The organism is Lawsonibacter sp. (genome assembly GCF_022777125.1).
Lineage (GTDB): Bacteria > Bacillota > Clostridia > Oscillospirales > Oscillospiraceae > Lawsonibacter_A > Lawsonibacter_A hominis.
Map to the genome: position 1 here is coordinate 1 of NZ_JALFGV010000088.1, position 15,858 is coordinate 15,858.

The window sequence follows — 15,858 nt, forward strand, 5'->3', positions numbered from 1 at the left end:
GCCGTCCCCCTCCTTATACTTCTGCTCGCCGCTCATGCGCAGGGACTGGGGGGTGATCTTCTTGAAGTATCCCTCCCGGGAGCAGAAGACATGCACCGGATAATCGGGAACATCCTGCGCGTCCTCCGCCTCGGCGGCGGCCTGGAACTCGTAGACGATCTCGGTGCGCCGCGGCTGGGCATATTTCTTCTTGACGAGCTCCAGCTCGGAGACGATGATCTGTTTGATCCGGCCGGGGTCGCTGATGATGGCCTGGAGATCGGCGATCTCCTCCTCCAGCCCCGCCACCTCCTCGATCCGCTTGAGGATATACTCCTGGTTGATGTTGCGCAGCTTGATGTCCGCCACATACTCGGCCTGCACGTCGTCGATGCCGAAGCCGATCATCAGGTTGGGCACCACCTCGGCGTCCTCCTCCGTCTCGCGGATGATCCGGATGGCCCGGTCGATGTCCAGCAGGATGCGCTTGAGTCCCTTCAAAAGGTGCAGCTTCTCCTGCTTTTTCTTCATCACGAAGTAGGTGCGCCGCCGCACCCCGTCCATCCGCCAGGCGGTCCACTCGTCCAGGATCTCCCCCACGCCCATCACCCGGGGCATCCCGGCGATGAGGATGTTGAAGTTGCAGGCAAAGGAGTCCTGCAGAGAGGTGGACCGGAAGAGCTTGGACATCAGCTTTTCCGGATCGGCGCCCCGCTTCAGGTCGATGGTCAGCTTCAGGCCGTTCAGATCGGTCTCGTCCCGCATGTCGGCGATCTCGCGGATCTTGCCCGCCTTGATGAGCTCGGCCACCTTGTCCATTATGGCTTCCACCGTGGTGGTGTAGGGGATCTCGTAGATCTCGATCAGATTTTCCTTGGGCAGATGCCTCCATTTGGAGCGCACCTGGAAGGAACCGCGGCCGGTGGCATAGATCTGCCGCAGGGCGGCCTCGTCATACAACAGCGCGCCGCCGGTGGGGAAGTCCGGGGCCTTGAGGACCCCCAGCAGATCCGTCCCGGGATTGTTCAAAAAGGCTACGGCGGCGTCGCAGACCTCCCCCAGATTGAAGCCGCACAGGTTGGAGGCCATGCCAACGGCAATGCCCTGATTCGCGCTGACCAGCACGTTGGGGAAGGTGGTGGGCAGCAGCGCGGGCTCCTTCATGGACCCGTCGTAGTTGTCCACAAAGTCCACGGTGTCCTGGTCGATATCCCGGAAGAGCTCCCCGCAGACGGGATCCAGCCGGGCCTCGGTATACCGGCTGGCGGCCCAGGCCATATCCCGGGAGTAGACCTTGCCGAAGTTGCCCTTGGAGTCCACCAGGGGGTGCAGCAGGGCTCCGTAGCCCCGGGAGAGGCGCACCATGGTGTCGTAGATGGCGGCGTCCCCGTGGGGGTTCAATTTCATGGTCTGCCCCACGATGTTGGCGCTCTTGGTCCGCGCGCCCCCCAGCAGATGCATCTGATACATGGTGTACAGCAGCTTGCGGTGGGAGGGCTTGAAGCCGTCGATCTCCGGAATGGCCCGGGAGACGATGACGCTCATGGCGTAGGGCATGTAGTTGACTTCCAGCGTCTCGGTAATGGGCTGTTCCAGCACCTCGGGCCGCAGGCCCATGACGTTGGGGTTGTTGACTTTCTTTGCCCCCTCCTCGGGGGCTTTCTTTTTCGCCAATGGTATCAGTCCTTTTCTGAGGGGAAATCAAAAATTTATAAGCGAGAGGCGGGCAAAACCGGTACAAAAACGTCTTTTGGGGGACAGCCTGCAGCAGTTTTACCGCAGCGGCGGGCAGACACAAGGGCCGCTGGGCGCCTGCGCACCTATGGCGAATTGGACTGGGGACCGATCGCCGGCATTGTGGAGCCAATCGCCCCAATACCGGATCTCGCTGTACTCCTTCCGCGAGGCGTTCCGTCCAAATGCTCGCTTCCCTTACGAGATATCCGCCAATTCCAGATACTTATAGCCCTCGTTTGCAATATGGTCCTTGCGGCCCTGGAGGTTGTCCCCCAGCAGCAGGTCGAAGACGGCGGCGGTGTTCTCCACATCCTCGGGCATGACCTTGATGAGGCGGCGGGTGGCGGGATTCATGGTGGTCAGCCACATCATCTCCGGATCGTTCTCGCCCAGACCCTTGGAGCGGTTGATGGCGCATTTCTTTCCGGAAAGCGCCCCGTTCACGATCTCGTTTTTCTCCTTGTCGGAATAGGCGAACCAGGTCTTCTCCTTGTAATTGATCTCATAGAGCGGAGATTCGGCAATATAGACATATCCCTGCTGGATCAGGGTGGGGGTGAGCCGGTAGAGCATGGTCAGGATGAGGGTGCGGATCTGGAAGCCGTCCACGTCGGCGTCGGTACAGATGACCACCTTGTTCCAGCGCAGGTTGCCCAGGTCAAAGGCCGCCATATCCTTGGCGTGGCGGTCGTGCACCTCCACGCCGCAGCCCAGCACCTTCAGCAGGTCGGTAATGATCTCGCTTTTGAAGATCTTGGCGTAGTCGGCCTTGAGGCAGTTGAGGATTTTGCCCCGCACAGGCATGATGCCCTGGAATTCCGCGTCCCGGGAGAGCTTGACGCTGCCCAGAGCCGAGTCGCCCTCCACGATGTAGAGCTCCCGCCGTGCGGTGTCCTTCGTGCGGCAGTCCACGAACTTCTGCACACGGTTGGAGATATCCATGGCGCCGGTGAGCTTTTTCTTGATGTTCAGGCGCGTGCGCTCGGCGTTCTCCCGGCTGCGCTTGTTGATAAGCGCCTGGTCGGCGATCCTGCCTGCGTCCTGAGGGTTTTCGATGAAGTAGACCTCCAGCTGGGCGCGGAGGAACTCCGTCATGGCGTCCTGGACAAATTTGTTGTTGATGGCCTTCTTGGTCTGGTTCTCATAGCTGGTCTGGGTGGAAAAGTTGTTGGAGACCAGCACCAGGCAGTCCTCCACGTCCGCCCAGGTCAGCTTGCTCTCGTTCTTCTGATACTTGCCCTGCTGCTTGAGATAGCCGTCGATGGCGGAGACGAAGGCGCTCTTCACCGCCTTTTCCGGAGAACCGCCGTGCTCCAGCCATGAGGAGTTGTGATAGTGCTCGATGCGCTGCACCGTGTTGGAAAAGCAGAAGGATACGCTCAGCTTCACCTTGTATTCGGGCTTGTCCGGGCGGTCCCGGCCCCGGCGCTCGGTCTGCCAGAATACCGGCGCGGTCAGGGCATTTTCCCCCGCCAGCTCGGAGACATAGTCGATGATGCCGTTTTCATACCGGAAATCGGTGGTCTCAAATTTGCCGCCCGCCTGATTGCGCAGGCGGAAGGTCACCCCCGCGTTGACCACCGCCTGCCGTTTGAGCACGTCCAGGTAGTAATCCAGGGGAATGTCGATGTCGGTAAAGACCTCCAGATCCGGCTTCCAGTGAAAACGCGAGCCGGTCTTCTTCCCGGCGTAGGGGGTCTTCTGCAGGCCGCCCACGTTTTCGCCCTTTTCAAAGTGGAGGGCGTACTCGTACCCGTCCCGATGGATGACCGCGTCGAAATAGGCGCTGGCATACTGGGTGGCGCAGGAACCCAGGCCGTTCAGGCCCAGGGAGTATTCATAGTTGTCCCCCTCGCTGTTGCCGTACTTTCCGCCGGCGTACAGCTCGCAGAAGACCAGTTCCCAGTTGAATTTCTGTTCCTTTTCATTCCAATCCACCGGGCAGCCCCGGCCGAAGTCCTCCACCTCAATGGATTTGTCCTCATACCGGGTGACGGTGATGAGACTGCCGTGCCCCTCCCGGGCCTCATCGATGGCGTTGGACAGGATCTCGAATACGGCATGCTCGCAGCCCTCCAACCCGTCGGAGCCGAAGATGACGCCGGGACGCTTGCGTACCCGGTCGGCCCCCTTCAGGGCGGAGATGGATTCGTTGCCGTAACTTTTGGGGGAAGTGCTCTTAGCCATGGGCCTCTCCTCATTCACATATTTTAACATCTTATCTTATCCCAATTGGGGGCGGGGTGTCAAGCAAAGCGGAAAAGAGCGTCCGCATTCCGTGGGAGCGGAATGGCGCCGGGCGGCCAAAGACGCTTATACTGAAACGGGACGATGCCCGCGTATGCGTGCCGTCAAAAAGAGGAGGCCGCGCTTTTTGGCGCGGCCTCCTGAAACGGACAGTTGGCGTTGGAGGCTGGTTCAAGTCTTCCTTAAACGGGTTCCAATGCCGCTGTCTCCTTTCGCCTTTCGCCAGAGGGTGAGCTCACCCGGCACCGGCTTAAAAGGAGATGCTTTGCCTGTCCGGGTTCTAGTATGTCCCGGCCGCTCCGGGACATGCCTGGGGATTTTTGGTATAGAGGCTGTCATATTTGTCCAAACTGGAAATAGACTGAAACCAGAGAAGGAGGAGACGCTATGGCAGAAGCAGAAAGGACTTATGTGTTTCGCAGGCGGCGGGAGAGTGAGCAGGAACGGGAGCGCCGGGCCCTGCTGGAAAGCCTGGCCCAGACCCGCACTCTGATCGCACAGGCCTACTCGGGCTTCAACACGGCCCACGACGCCGATCTGATCGAATCGTACGTATTTGAGATCAACGCCCTCCAATCCCGCTACTCCTATCTGCTCCGGCGGGTAAAGGAGCTGGACGGGGAGCGGACGGTCAAGATAAGCTGACGCGGAAGGCGCGCCTGCCAAGGGACTGGCAAATATCCTGACGGGAGGTGGCTGGTCTTGGAAAGCCTGCTGAATGCCCTGCCCTGGATCGTGGGCGGCCTGGTCCTGGTGGCCGTGCTGGCCGCGCTGCGCAAGCCCCTGCAATGGCTGGTCCGGGTTTTGGCGCGGACGGGGGTGGGCCTGGCGGTGCTGTGGTGCCTGAGCGGCGTGGGCGGGGTGCTGGGCGTGAATCTGGGGGTCAACCTGCTCAACGCGTTGGTGCTGGGCGTACTGGGCGCGCCCGGATTCGGGCTGCTGTTGCTCATGAACTGGGCGCTGGCCGTCTGAATCAAATCAAAACAGCAGTCAGTCCGCGTGGCGGGCCCAGGCCCGCCACGCGGATTTTATAACGTTTCTCTAAAATTTCGTTGGATTCAGCGCTTGTTCACAGATTTTTAAAATCCATGTCGTACAATGAGAGGCACTCCATGACGAAAGGGAAGTGTCCCCATGAAAAAACGCCTCTCCGCCCTGACGTGCGCCGCGTGCCTGTGCGCGGCGCTGGCTCTGCCCGCCGCAGCTGCAGGAGCCCCGGCCGCCTCCGTCCCCGCCTACACCGACGTCGCCGCGGACGCCTGGTATGCCGAGGCGGTGGAGGCGGTGTCTCTGGGGGGATATATGACCGGTACCAGCGAGGCTGCGTTCAGCCCCAACGCGGCGGTGACCCGCGCCACCGTGGTGACCGTACTGTGGCGGCTGGAGGGCGCACCGGCGTTTTCGGTGGAAGCCCCCTTCCCGGACGCGGCCGCCGGGGCCTGGTATGAGACGGCGGCGGCCTGGTCCAAGGGGAAGGGCATCGCCGCAGGCAACGACAAGGGGCGCTTCAATCCCGACAGCGCGGTCACCCGGCAGGAGCTGGCCGTCCTTCTCCACCGCTACGCCCAGTATAAGGGCGGCGATGTGGCGGAGGGCACCCTGAGCCTTTACAGCGATGCGGCAAGCATCTCCGCCTGGGCGCGGGAGGGCATGGCCCATGCGGTGGGGCTGGGCCTGATCCAGGGCAGCGACGGACGGATCGATCCCGGCGGCGCGGCAACCAGGGCCCAGCTGGCGGTGATCCTGCAGCGGCTGATGACCCCAGCCATGGGCTAAGAGAGAAAGGAGCGGGCACACATGGAAGAGCACGATATTTTCCTGTCTTATCTGCGGGTGACCCAGCATATGTCCCAGCAGTTCCGCACGCATTTCGGGCGTCTGAATTTGACGTTTCCTCAGGCTCTGGTCCTCACGGTGCTGGGAGAGGACGGGCCGGTACCCATCAGCACGCTGGCCGAGCGTACCGGCAGCGCAAACAGCACGGTCTCGGGCATCGTGGACCGGCTGGAGAAACTGGGCCTTGCCCAGCGGCAGCGCAGCGAGACCGACCGGCGGGTGATCTATGTCTGCGCGACCGAGAAATACCGGCAATTGCGCCGCCGGGCGGCCACCGACGTCGGGGGCTATTTCCGTTCCCTGATGAGCGGTATGACGCAGGAGGACCGGGATCTGGTGGCCGCAGCGCTGAAGAAGCTGGATGCGGCCCTCGCGCTTCAGGAGGACCGGGAATAAAAAAGTGCCCGGAGCAGTTTTTTTCCGGGGAAAATCGTGCTATAATATCTGCATCCTATGATTGATTTGGTTTGCGGAGGAGGTGACGGCGGATGGCGGCCAAGGGGTATGGCACCTATCACGGGCGCAGCCGGCTGCGCACGGCCCTGAAGGTGGTCATCGTGCTGCTGGTCGTCCTTCTGGTGCTGGCGGTAGCCACGCTGCTGCTGATGGACGGGCATATCGTCTACTCTTCCGACGGCATCCGGCTGGATCTGCCCTTCGTTCAAAAGGGGGGCGCTGAGGACCCGCCGGAGCCTGCGGGGAGTGCTCCTCTGGTGATCGACAGCCCGGTTCCCACACCGGCGCCCACGGCCACGCCCGAGCCGGAAACGCTGATGCAGGGGGTGCTGCTGCCCCGCGAGGCCCTCTACGACGGCACGGCGGAGGAGCAGGTGCGCCGGGCGGGGGCTGCCGCGGCGGTCTTTGATATGAAAGCCGACGACGGAAGCCTGGGGTATATCTCCAGCCTGGAGCTGGCGCAGGCGGGGGGCGTGTCCGCAGCCGACCCGGCCATCAACGGGGCCATCCGGGGCCTGAATGCGGGGGAGCTGTATACGGTCGCCCGGGTGTCCTGCTTCCGGGACAACGCGATTCCCCGCGCCGACATGAGCCTGGGCATCAAAAGCAGCGCGGGCAACTGGCGGGACGAGGGAGACTGCCGCTGGCTCAGCGCCGCCAATGCGGCCGCCCGGCAGTATGTGATCGGCGTGTGCGCCGAACTGGCTGAACTGGGCTTTGACGAACTTTTGCTGGAAAACTGCGCCTTTCCGGCCCAGGGCCAGGTGGACTATATCGTCGCCGGAGAGAATTATGATCCCGGCGGCCTGACCGACGCGCTGGAGACCTTCTGCCGGGAGCTGGAAGAGGCCCTGGCCGATTACCCCCAGCTTAAAGTCTCCTTTGGGAGCAGCCAGGCGGTGCTGACCGGCGAGGCAAGCGACCGCAGCGGCCAGACCGCGGCCTGGCTTGCGGAGCATGCCTGGCGGGTCTATGTCGCGGTGCCGGCAGGGGACGAGAGCGCCTATGAGCAGACGCTGCGCGCCGCCGGCCTGCCCGCCGGGCGCCTGGTGCCCGTGACCGAAGCCCCTGCCGGCGCAGGGGAGAATTGGGCTGTGCTGACTCGGACGCCAACCGAATGAACCGAGCAGGGACGTGCTTGCAGACGCGTCCCTGCTCGGTTTTGTTTCTGCAAAAAGGAGCGCCGCAAACTGCACAAACTTTTGCCAAAAACTTTGGCGAGAATGACGCAAGAACCGGGAAAATGTTTTGATTGAAAGGGGATGTACAAAAGTTTTGCAGTAAATCTGCACGAAAATGTCGCTGGCCTTGCAAAAAACGAAAGAAGCAAAAAACTAAACCGACAATTTTAAACTTGAAATTCTGCGCTGTATGAAGTATCATTTGGGTATGATCGGGAGAATTTGTTTTTTGTCAAAATGACGCGGCGTACCCGGTGCTCGGCGGAGTGACGGCTGGCGGCCAAGACCCGCCAGCCGTCCGCTTGATGAGCGCCGTGAGCGCCATTTCGGAAAGGCGGTGAGAATTATGTCTCTGGAGGCAATCAAGCAGGTGACGCAGGCGGAGCAGGCCAACCAGGCCCGCAAGACCGAGGCCCAAGCCCAGGCAAAACGCCTGGTGGCGGAGGCGGAGCGGGCGGGCAGGGCCCGGCTGGAGCAGGCGCGCGCCCAGGCGGAGGAGCAGGCCCGCGCCCTCCTGAAGGAAGCGGAGGAAAAAGCGGCCCGGAATGCGCAGACGGTGACGGCGCAGACCCGGGAATCCTGCGAAGCCCTGCGCGGGAAGGCGGAGGGCCGCCTGGCCGAAGCCGCCCAAAGCATCGTGAGAAGGGTAGTGAATAGCTGATGTCCATCGTCAAAATGAAGCGGCTGCGGCTGATCGGCATGCGCTCGGAGCGGGAAGAGATGCTGCGGCTGCTTCAGCACATGGGCTGCGTGGAGATCGACGAGCCGTCCGATTGGCGGGACGACCCGGATTGGGCGTCGCTGACCCGGCCGGACACGGCGGCGCTCCATCAGGCGCGGGAGGCGAAGTCCGGCGCCGAGGCCGCGCTCAAGACCCTGAAAAAATACGCGCCCAAGGAAAAAGGTTCCCTGTTTAAGCCCCGGCCGGTGATCACGGAGGCCGCGCTCTTTGATAACGAGGCCTACCGCGCCGCCCTGGACGATGCCGGACGCCTCAATGCGCTGGAGCGGCAAATCTCCGCTCTGTACGCCGAACAGGGCAAGCTCAAGGCCCAGAAGCTGGCTTTGGCGCCCTGGCTGGCGCTGGACATCCCCCTGGAGACCGCCTCCACCCAGGATGTGGCGGTCTTCTTCGGTACCGTGGCGGCCGCGGTGGATCTGGACGCCCTGGAGGGGGCGCTGGCGGCCGAGACGGACCTGGCGGCGCTTCTTCGGGCGGGGAGCGACGCGGAGCTGCACTATTTTGTGCTCCTCTGCCACAAGAGCCAGGAGGAGACCTGCCAGGCGGTGCTGAAGGAGTACGGCTTTTCCCGCTCTGCCCTGCGGGGCTGGACCGGCACCGCTGCCGAGAACGACCGGGCTCTGGACGCGCGGATGGCCGAGACCGAGGAAGCGCTGCGCAGGGCCAAGGAAGAGGCGGCCGGCTGCGCCCCCAAAGCGGCGGCGCTGGAGCAGTGCCTGGACCGGGCCTGCCAGGAGATCACCCGGGAGGAAGCCCGCTGCCGCCTGCTGGACACGGACCTGGCCTTCTTTTTGGAGGGATGGGTGCCCGTACCCGACGAGGCGAGGCTTCTGGAGCGCCTTGGGAAGTTCACCTGCTGCTGGGAGACCGAGGTCCCGGCGGCGGAGGACTACCCGGCGGTGCCGGTCAAGCTCAAAAGCAACGTGCTTACCGAGCCGCTGACGACCATTACGGAGATGTATTCCCTGCCGGCCTACGACGGGGTGGACCCCAACGGCCTGATGGCCCCGTTCTATATTTTCTTTTTCGGGTTTATGTTCGCCGACCTGGGCTACGGCCTGATCCTGGCGGGGGCCTGCGCCTTCCTCCAGTGGAAGGTTAAGCCCAAGGGAGGATTCGGCCAGCTGGTGCGGCTGATGATCCTGTGCGGCATCTCCTCCGCGGTGATCGGCCTGCTGACGGGCGGTTTCTTCTCGGACTTTCTGTATCAGTTTACCAACATGCTGGGCCTGCCCCAACCGGCGGTGCCCTTCCTCTCAGTTCCGGAAGGGAGCGGTCTGCCGGCCCCCCTGCTGGACGTGATGAACGAGCCGATGACCGTGCTCATCTTCTCCCTGGCCGTGGGCCTGGTACAGATCGTGGTGGGCATGGCAGTAAAGTTTTGGATGCTGTGCCGGGACGGTCAGATCATGGACGCGGTCTGGGATGTGGGGACCTGGTGGGTCATTTTCATCGGCATCGGCCTGTTTGCCGTGAATATGGCCGGAATCTCCGGCATCGGAAGCGTGAACGGCATCCCGGTCGTGCTGATCGTGGGCTGCGTCATGCTGCTGGCGCAGGGCCGCAACGCCAAGGGCATTGGAAAGGTGACCGCCGTGATCGGAGCGGTGTACAACGGCGTGACCGGCTACTTCGGGGATATCCTCTCCTATTCCCGCCTGATGGTCATGATGCTGGCGGGTTCCGTCATCGGTCAGGTGTTCAATATCTTGGGCGCCATGCCCGGCGGCGGCCTGCCCCCTGTGATCGGGATCCCCATTTTCTTCCTGGTCTTCCTCGTCGGCCACGCATTCAACATTGGCCTGAACGTGATCGGCACCTATGTGCACACGTCCCGCCTGCAATATCTGGAGTTTTTTAAACAGTTCTATAAAGAGGGCGGCCGCCCCTGGCGCCCCCTGAACATCGCCACAAAATATGTAGACATCAAGGAGGAACAGTAACATGAATTTCGGTGAATTGATTGCCCAATACGGCGGCCCCTTCTTCGGGTTCCTGGGCGCGGCCCTTGCTGCGGGCCTTGCCTGCGTCGGTTCCGCCAAGGGTACCGGTATCGCCGGTGAGGCGGGCGCCGGCCTGCTGGCCGAGGACCCCTCCCAATTTTCCAAGTGCATGATCCTGCAGGTCATCCCCGGCACCCAGGGACTATACGGCCTGGTCATCGGCTTTCTGGCTTTGATGAAGATGGGCCTGTTTGCCGGAACCGTCGGTGAACTCACGGTGGCCAACGGCCTGTTGATCCTGGCCGCCTGCCTGCCCATGGCGCTGGGCGGCCTGCTGTCCGGCATCGCCCAGGGCCGGGTGGCCGCCGCCTCGGTCAACATCGTGGCCAAGAACCCCAACGACTGGTCCAAGGGCATGGTGCTGTGCATCATCGTGGAGTTCTATGCCATCCTCTCCCTGCTGATCTCCTTCCTGATGATCATGTTCGGCTTCTGAGCGGGGATACGCTATGGACGGAATCGAAAAAATCACCGGACGCATCGCGGAGGATGTGGGGCGGGAGATCGACGAGCTGACCGCCGAAGCCCGCCGCCAGGCCGACGAGATCGCCGCACGGTATGACGCGCAGGCAAAGCGCGAGTGCGAGGACATCCTGGCCCGAGGCCGGCGGAACGCCGACGAGCGGGTGGAGCGGCTGGCCAGCGTGGCCCAGCTGGAGTGCCGCAAGCTGGAGCTGGCGGCCAAGCAGGAGATGCTCTCCAGGGCCTACGACAAGGCGCTGGAGCAGCTGCTGAACCTGCCGGAGCAGGAGTACACAGCCCTGCTGGCCGACCTGGCGGTGAAGGCCGCCGTCACCGGCCGGGAGGCGGTCATCCTCTCCCAGAAGGACCGCACCCGCTATGGCAAGCAGGTGGTCACCGCGGCCAACGAGCGCCTGAACGGCGGCCGGCTCACCCTGTCCGAGCAGACCCGCCCCATCCAGGGCGGGGTGATCCTCAGCGACGGGGATGTGGAGGTCAATTGCAGCTTTGAGACCCTGGTGCGTCTCCAGCGGGGCGCGCTGGACCGCCCGGTCGCCCAGATCCTCTTCGGAGATTGACGCGCACTCCGGACGAATGGAGGCAATGTCTTGACTAAGATCAAAGATACCGACTACCTGACCATATCCACCCGCATCCGGGCCATGGAGAACAAGCTGCTCACCCGTGAGCGCATGGAGCGGATGCTGGAGGCCCATACGGACGACGAGGCCGTCAAGGTCCTTTCCGAGTGCGGTTACGGGGAGCTGACGGAGCTGACCCATACCGCCCTGGACGCCCTGCTGGCCCAGGCCAGGGCGGCGCTGTATCGGGAACTGCGCAGCGCGGTGCCTGATCCCGGGCTGGTGGAAGTGTTTCAGATGAAATACGACTACCACAACGCCAAGGTGCTGCTCAAGGCCCAGGCGGTGGGCGCGGAAGCCGACCGCCTCCTGTCCGGGGGGGGGCGCTGGAGCGCCGGCGCGGTGAAGGACGCGTTTCAGCGGGACAGCCTGCGGGACTTCACGGAGCCCTTTCGCCGCGCGGTGACGCAGGCGCAGGAGCTTCTGAACGCCGGGGGCGACCCCCAGCTGGCCGACTTTGTGCTGGACCGGGCCTATTTTGAGGAGATGCACGCCGCCGCGGAAGCGACCGGCAGCGCATTCCTCCAGGGCTACGTGCGCCTGCTCACCGACGCCACTAACCTGCGCTCCGCCGTACGCTCGGCCCGGATGGGGAAGGGAAGCGATTTTCTCCATCAGGTGCTCCTGAGCGGCGGCAGCGTGGATGCGCGTACCCTGGCCAGCCGCAAGGGAGGCGACCTGTCCGCCGCATTCCGGGCGGGAGCGCTCGCCGAGGCCGCCGCTCTGGGGGATTCCCTTTCCGCGGCCGGCAGCGGGGAATTGACCGCCTTTGAGCGCGCCTGCGACGACGCGGTTATGGCCTACCTGACCCGCGCCCGCCGCATCCCGTTTGGGGAGCAGGCGGTGGTGGGCTACCTGTACGCCAGGGAAAACGAGTTTACCGCCATCCGTACCATTCTCTCCGGCCGTATGGCCGGTCTGGACGCGGACACCATCCGGGAAAGGCTGCGTGAAGCCTATGTCTAACAGTGGATACAAGATCGCGGTCCTGGGCGACAAGGACAGCGTCCTGGGGTTCAAGGCGCTGGGCCTGGACGTCTTTCCGGCCGAGACGGCGGAGGAGGCCCGCAGGATCCTCCATACCCTGGCAAAGGAGGACTACGCGGTGATCTATCTTACCGAGCAGTATGCCGCCGGGATGCAGGCCGATGTGGACCGTTACAAGGATGAGCTGACCCCCGCGGTCATCCTCATCCCCGGCAAGGACGGCAGCCTGGGCATCGGTATGGCCAACGTGAAGAGCGCTGTGGAACGGGCTGTAGGCGCGGATATTCTATAGTCCGGGGGAGGATGCTTCCCCCTGGATACAAAACCGTCGCGCCGCCTGCGGCGGAAACTCCGGGAGGCGGGGTGCTTCGCAGGGGCGGGTGCCCGCACCCGCCCGCGCCCCCCGACGTGAAAGAAGGTTGAGTCAATTTGAGCGGAAAAATCGTCAAAGTCTCCGGCCCGCTGGTGGTGGCCACCGGGCTGAAGGACGCCAATATGGCCGACGTGGTCCGGGTGGGAGAGCAGCGCCTGATCGGTGAGATCCTCACCATGAACGGCGACGCCGCGTCCATCCAGGTCTATGAGGAGACCTCCGGCCTGGGCCCCGGCGCGGCGGTGGAGACCACCGGCGCGCCCATGTCCGTGGAGCTGGGCCCCGGTATCATCGAAAATATTTACGACGGTATCCAGCGTCCGCTGGAAGGCATCATGAAAAAGGCGGGGAGCAACAACCTGCCCCGCGGCGTAGAGGTGCCCGCCCTGGACCGGGAAAAGAAATGGCAGTTCGATGCCGTGGCCAAACCGGGCGACCAGGTCACCGGCGGCGATGTGCTGGGCACCGTGCAGGAGACCAGCGTGGTGCTCCATAAGATCATGGTTCCCCCCAACATGAGCGGAACCATCGAGTCCATCCAGTCCGGCGCCTTCACGGTGCTGGATACGGTGGCCGTGCTGGTGGACGCAAACGGGGCGCGCCACGAGCTGACCATGGTGCAGAAGTGGCCCGTCCGTGTGGGGCGGCCCTACCGGCACAAGTACCCCCCCAGGACGCCCCTGCTCTCCGGCCAGCGGATCGTGGACGCCATGTTCCCCGTGGCCAAGGGCGGCACCGCCGCCATCCCCGGCCCCTTCGGCTCGGGCAAGACCGTCATGCAGCACCAGCTGGCCAAGTGGTCGGACGTGGATATCGTCATCTACATCGGCTGCGGCGAGCGCGGCAATGAGATGACCGACGTGCTGCGGGAGTTTCCCGAACTGGTGGACCCGCGTACCGGCGAGTCCCTGATGAAGCGGACGGTGCTCATCGCCAACACCTCCGACATGCCCGTGGCCGCCCGTGAGGCGTCGATCTACACCGGCATCACCATCGCCGAGTATTTCCGGGACATGGGCTATGATGTGGCCGTCATCGCCGACTCCACCTCCCGCTGGGCCGAGGCCCTGCGCGAGATGTCCGGCCGCCTGGAGGAGATGCCCGGCGAAGAGGGCTACCCCGCCTATCTGTCCTCCCGCCTGGCCCAGTTCTACGAACGGGCCGGCATGGTGGCGTGCATCGGCTCTGACGCCGGCCGCCGGGGTTCCCTGACCGCCGTGGGCGCGGTCTCCCCCCCGGGCGGCGACCTGAGCGAACCCGTGAGCCAGGCTACCATGCGCATCGTCAAGGTGTTCTGGGCGCTGGATTCCTCGCTGGCCTACCGCCGCCATTTCCCCGCCATCAACTGGCTCAATTCCTATTCCCTGTATCTGGACTCCCTCAAGCCCTGGTATGACGAGCACCTGGGCAAGCAGTTCATGATCAATCGCGATAAGTCCATGTCCATCCTTCAGGAGGAGGCCAGCCTCAACGAGATCGTGCAGCTGGTGGGCAAGGACTCCCTCTCCGCCGCCGACCAGCTGACCCTGGAGACGGCCAAGATGCTGCGGGAGGACTTCCTCCAGCAGAACGGCTTTCTGGAGGTGGACTGGTACTCCAGCTATGACCGGCAGGACAAGATGCTGGGCATGATCCTGGAGTATGACCGGCTCTGCCGCGCCGCCATCGAGAAGGGCGCCAGGGTGGCCGACCTGTTCGAGATCCCCTTCCGGGAAAAGATGGGCCGGGCCAAGAGCGTACCCGACAGCGAATATCCCGCCGTTTATGCGGACATGGCCCGCGAGATGGCCGAGCAGATCGAAGCGGCCGCCGCCAAGGGAGGTGCTGAGGAATGATCCGTGAATACCGTACCATACAGGAGATCAACGGCCCCCTGATGGTGGTGCGCAAGGTCTCCGGCGTCACCTATGACGAGCTGGGCGAGATCGAGCTGCCCGACGGCAGCACCCGCCGCTGCCAGGTGCTGGAGGTCAACGGCGACAACGCCGTTGTGCAGCTGTTCGAGGCATCTGCCGGCATCAACCTGGCCGAGTCCAAGATCCGTTTTCTGGGCCACCCGCTGGAGCTGGGCGTATCCGGCGACATGCTGGGGCGGGTGTTCAACGGCATGGGCCGTCCCATCGACGGCGGACCGGAGATCCTGGCCGAGGAGTTCCGGGACATCAACGGCCTGCCCATGAACCCGGCCGCCCGGGACTACCCCAACGAGTTTATTCAGACCGGCATTTCCACCATCGACGGCCTGAACACCCTGGTGCGCGGACAGAAGCTGCCCATTTTCTCCGGCTCCGGCCTGCCGCACGCGGCCCTGGCGGCCCAGATCGCCCGCCAGGCCAAGGTGCTGGGGGACGACGCGGGCAATTTCGCCGTGGTCTTCGCCGCCATCGGCATCACCTTTGAGGAGTCCAACTTCTTCGTGGAGGAGTTCCGCCGTACCGGCGCCATCGACCGCACCGTGCTCTTTACCAACCTGGCCAACGACCCCGCTGTGGAGCGTATCGCCACACCCCGCATGGCCCTCACCGCCGCGGAATATCTGGCCTTTGAGAAGGGCATGCACGTACTGGTCATCATGACCGATATCACCAACTACGCCGAGGCCCTGCGCGAGGTGTCGGCGGCCAAGAAGGAAGTCCCCGGCCGCCGCGGCTATCCGGGCTATCTGTACACCAACCTGGCCACCATTTACGAGCGGGCCGGCCGTCAGCTGGGCAAGAGCGGCTCCATCACCCTCATCCCCATTCTCACCATGCCCGAGGACGACAAGACCCACCCCATCCCCGACCTGACCGGGTATATCACCGAGGGGCAGAGCATCCTCAGCCGCGAGCTCTACCGCAAGGGCGTCAATCCCCCGGTGGACGTGCTGCCCTCCCTGTCCCGCCTGAAGGACAAGGGCGTGGGCCCCGGTAAGACCCGGGAGGATCACGCGGGGACCATGAACCAGCTCTTTGCCGCCTATTCCACCGGCAAGGAGAACAAGGAACTCATGTCCATCCTGGGCGAGGCGGCCCTGTCCCCCACCGACCTTTTGTACGCCCGGTTTGCCGACGAGTTTGAAAAGCGCTATGTCTCCCAGGGCACCGACGAAAACCGCTCGATCGAAGAGACGCTGGACCTGGGCTGGGAGCTGCTTTCCATCCTCCCGAAGGCGGAGCTCAAACGCATCAAGCCGGAGCTGATCGACAAATACCTCCCGAAAAAGGAGGGGTAA

The 15,858-nt window shown here is 63.6% G+C and carries 15 protein-coding genes; 13 read left to right on the top strand and 2 right to left on the bottom strand.

The window, feature by feature from the left end:
* Both MR825_RS07460 and MR825_RS07465 read right to left on the bottom strand, forming a co-directional pair.
* On the bottom strand, positions 1-1,653 hold a 1,653-nt coding region (locus MR825_RS07460; RefSeq protein WP_287879915.1), incomplete at its 3' end, for a DNA gyrase subunit A.
* A gap of 258 nt (positions 1,654-1,911) precedes the next feature.
* The gene (locus MR825_RS07465) at positions 1,912-3,903 is read right to left on the bottom strand and encodes a DNA gyrase/topoisomerase IV subunit B (RefSeq protein WP_186906724.1); all 1,992 of its coding nucleotides are present in this window, start codon (positions 3,901-3,903) and stop codon (positions 1,912-1,914) included.
* Positions 3,904-4,350: 447 nt separating this feature from the next.
* Between MR825_RS07465 and MR825_RS07470 the strand changes: the two genes are divergently transcribed.
* The 13 genes from MR825_RS07470 (at position 4,351) to MR825_RS07530 (ending at position 15,858) form a co-directional block, all read left to right on the top strand.
* Complete coding sequence (locus MR825_RS07470; RefSeq protein WP_287879920.1) at positions 4,351-4,608, top strand: DUF2508 family protein; 258 nt, start codon at positions 4,351-4,353, stop codon at positions 4,606-4,608.
* Positions 4,609-4,665: 57 nt separating this feature from the next.
* Complete coding sequence (locus MR825_RS07475) at positions 4,666-4,935, top strand: pro-sigmaK processing inhibitor BofA family protein (protein WP_186906726.1); 270 nt, start codon at positions 4,666-4,668, stop codon at positions 4,933-4,935.
* A gap of 162 nt (positions 4,936-5,097) precedes the next feature.
* Positions 5,098-5,739: an S-layer homology domain-containing protein gene (locus MR825_RS07480; protein ID WP_287879922.1), complete on the top strand. Its 642-nt coding sequence runs from the start codon at positions 5,098-5,100 to the stop codon at positions 5,737-5,739.
* 21 nt (positions 5,740-5,760) lie between these two features.
* Positions 5,761-6,195: a MarR family winged helix-turn-helix transcriptional regulator gene (locus tag MR825_RS07485; RefSeq protein ID WP_287879925.1), complete on the top strand. Its 435-nt coding sequence runs from the start codon at positions 5,761-5,763 to the stop codon at positions 6,193-6,195.
* A gap of 92 nt (positions 6,196-6,287) precedes the next feature.
* The gene (locus MR825_RS07490) at positions 6,288-7,376 is read left to right on the top strand and encodes a putative glycoside hydrolase (RefSeq protein WP_287879927.1); all 1,089 of its coding nucleotides are present in this window, start codon (positions 6,288-6,290) and stop codon (positions 7,374-7,376) included.
* Between the two features lie 406 nt (positions 7,377-7,782).
* Complete coding sequence (locus tag MR825_RS07495; RefSeq protein ID WP_287879929.1) at positions 7,783-8,097, top strand: hypothetical protein; 315 nt, start codon at positions 7,783-7,785, stop codon at positions 8,095-8,097.
* A complete protein-coding gene (locus tag MR825_RS07500) occupies positions 8,097-10,121 on the top strand; it encodes a V-type ATP synthase subunit I (RefSeq protein WP_287879930.1) in 2,025 nt (674 codons plus the stop codon). The genes MR825_RS07495 and MR825_RS07500 overlap by 1 nt, the downstream gene beginning before the upstream one ends.
* Before the next feature lies 1 nt (position 10,122).
* A complete protein-coding gene (locus MR825_RS07505; RefSeq protein ID WP_186906732.1) occupies positions 10,123-10,617 on the top strand; it encodes a V-type ATP synthase subunit K in 495 nt (164 codons plus the stop codon).
* A 13-nt stretch (positions 10,618-10,630) separates the two neighbouring features.
* Positions 10,631-11,221, top strand: a complete 591-nt coding sequence (locus tag MR825_RS07510; protein WP_186906733.1) for a V-type ATP synthase subunit E — start codon at positions 10,631-10,633, stop codon at positions 11,219-11,221.
* 30 nt (positions 11,222-11,251) lie between these two features.
* Entirely contained in the window at positions 11,252-12,250 is a 999-nt protein-coding gene (locus tag MR825_RS07515) for a V-type ATPase subunit (protein ID WP_186906734.1), read from the top strand.
* On the top strand, positions 12,243-12,563 hold the full coding sequence (locus tag MR825_RS07520; protein ID WP_186906735.1) for a V-type ATP synthase subunit F: 321 nt from the start codon (positions 12,243-12,245) through the stop codon (positions 12,561-12,563). The genes MR825_RS07515 and MR825_RS07520 overlap by 8 nt, the downstream gene beginning before the upstream one ends.
* A gap of 137 nt (positions 12,564-12,700) precedes the next feature.
* Positions 12,701-14,479 carry a V-type ATP synthase subunit A gene (locus MR825_RS07525; RefSeq protein WP_287879934.1) on the top strand — a complete coding sequence of 593 codons (1,779 nt, stop codon included), beginning with the start codon at positions 12,701-12,703 and terminating at the stop codon, positions 14,477-14,479.
* Positions 14,476-15,858, top strand: a complete 1,383-nt coding sequence (locus MR825_RS07530; RefSeq protein ID WP_287879935.1) for a V-type ATP synthase subunit B — start codon at positions 14,476-14,478, stop codon at positions 15,856-15,858. Before MR825_RS07525 ends, MR825_RS07530 begins: the two co-directional genes overlap by 4 nt.

Coding starts and splice junctions, on each gene's coding strand:
- MR825_RS07465 (WP_186906724.1), bottom strand. CDS start 3,903: ATGGCTAAGAGCACTTCCCCCAAAAGTTACGGCAACGAATCCATCTCC.
- MR825_RS07470 (WP_287879920.1), top strand. CDS start 4,351: ATGGCAGAAGCAGAAAGGACTTATGTGTTTCGCAGGCGGCGGGAGAGT.
- MR825_RS07480 (WP_287879922.1), top strand. CDS start 5,098: ATGAAAAAACGCCTCTCCGCCCTGACGTGCGCCGCGTGCCTGTGCGCG.
- MR825_RS07485 (WP_287879925.1), top strand. CDS start 5,761: ATGGAAGAGCACGATATTTTCCTGTCTTATCTGCGGGTGACCCAGCAT.
- MR825_RS07490 (WP_287879927.1), top strand. CDS start 6,288: ATGGCGGCCAAGGGGTATGGCACCTATCACGGGCGCAGCCGGCTGCGC.
- MR825_RS07495 (WP_287879929.1), top strand. CDS start 7,783: ATGTCTCTGGAGGCAATCAAGCAGGTGACGCAGGCGGAGCAGGCCAAC.
- MR825_RS07500 (WP_287879930.1), top strand. CDS start 8,097: ATGTCCATCGTCAAAATGAAGCGGCTGCGGCTGATCGGCATGCGCTCG.
- MR825_RS07505 (WP_186906732.1), top strand. CDS start 10,123: ATGAATTTCGGTGAATTGATTGCCCAATACGGCGGCCCCTTCTTCGGG.
- MR825_RS07510 (WP_186906733.1), top strand. CDS start 10,631: ATGGACGGAATCGAAAAAATCACCGGACGCATCGCGGAGGATGTGGGG.
- MR825_RS07520 (WP_186906735.1), top strand. CDS start 12,243: ATGTCTAACAGTGGATACAAGATCGCGGTCCTGGGCGACAAGGACAGC.
- MR825_RS07530 (WP_287879935.1), top strand. CDS start 14,476: ATGATCCGTGAATACCGTACCATACAGGAGATCAACGGCCCCCTGATG.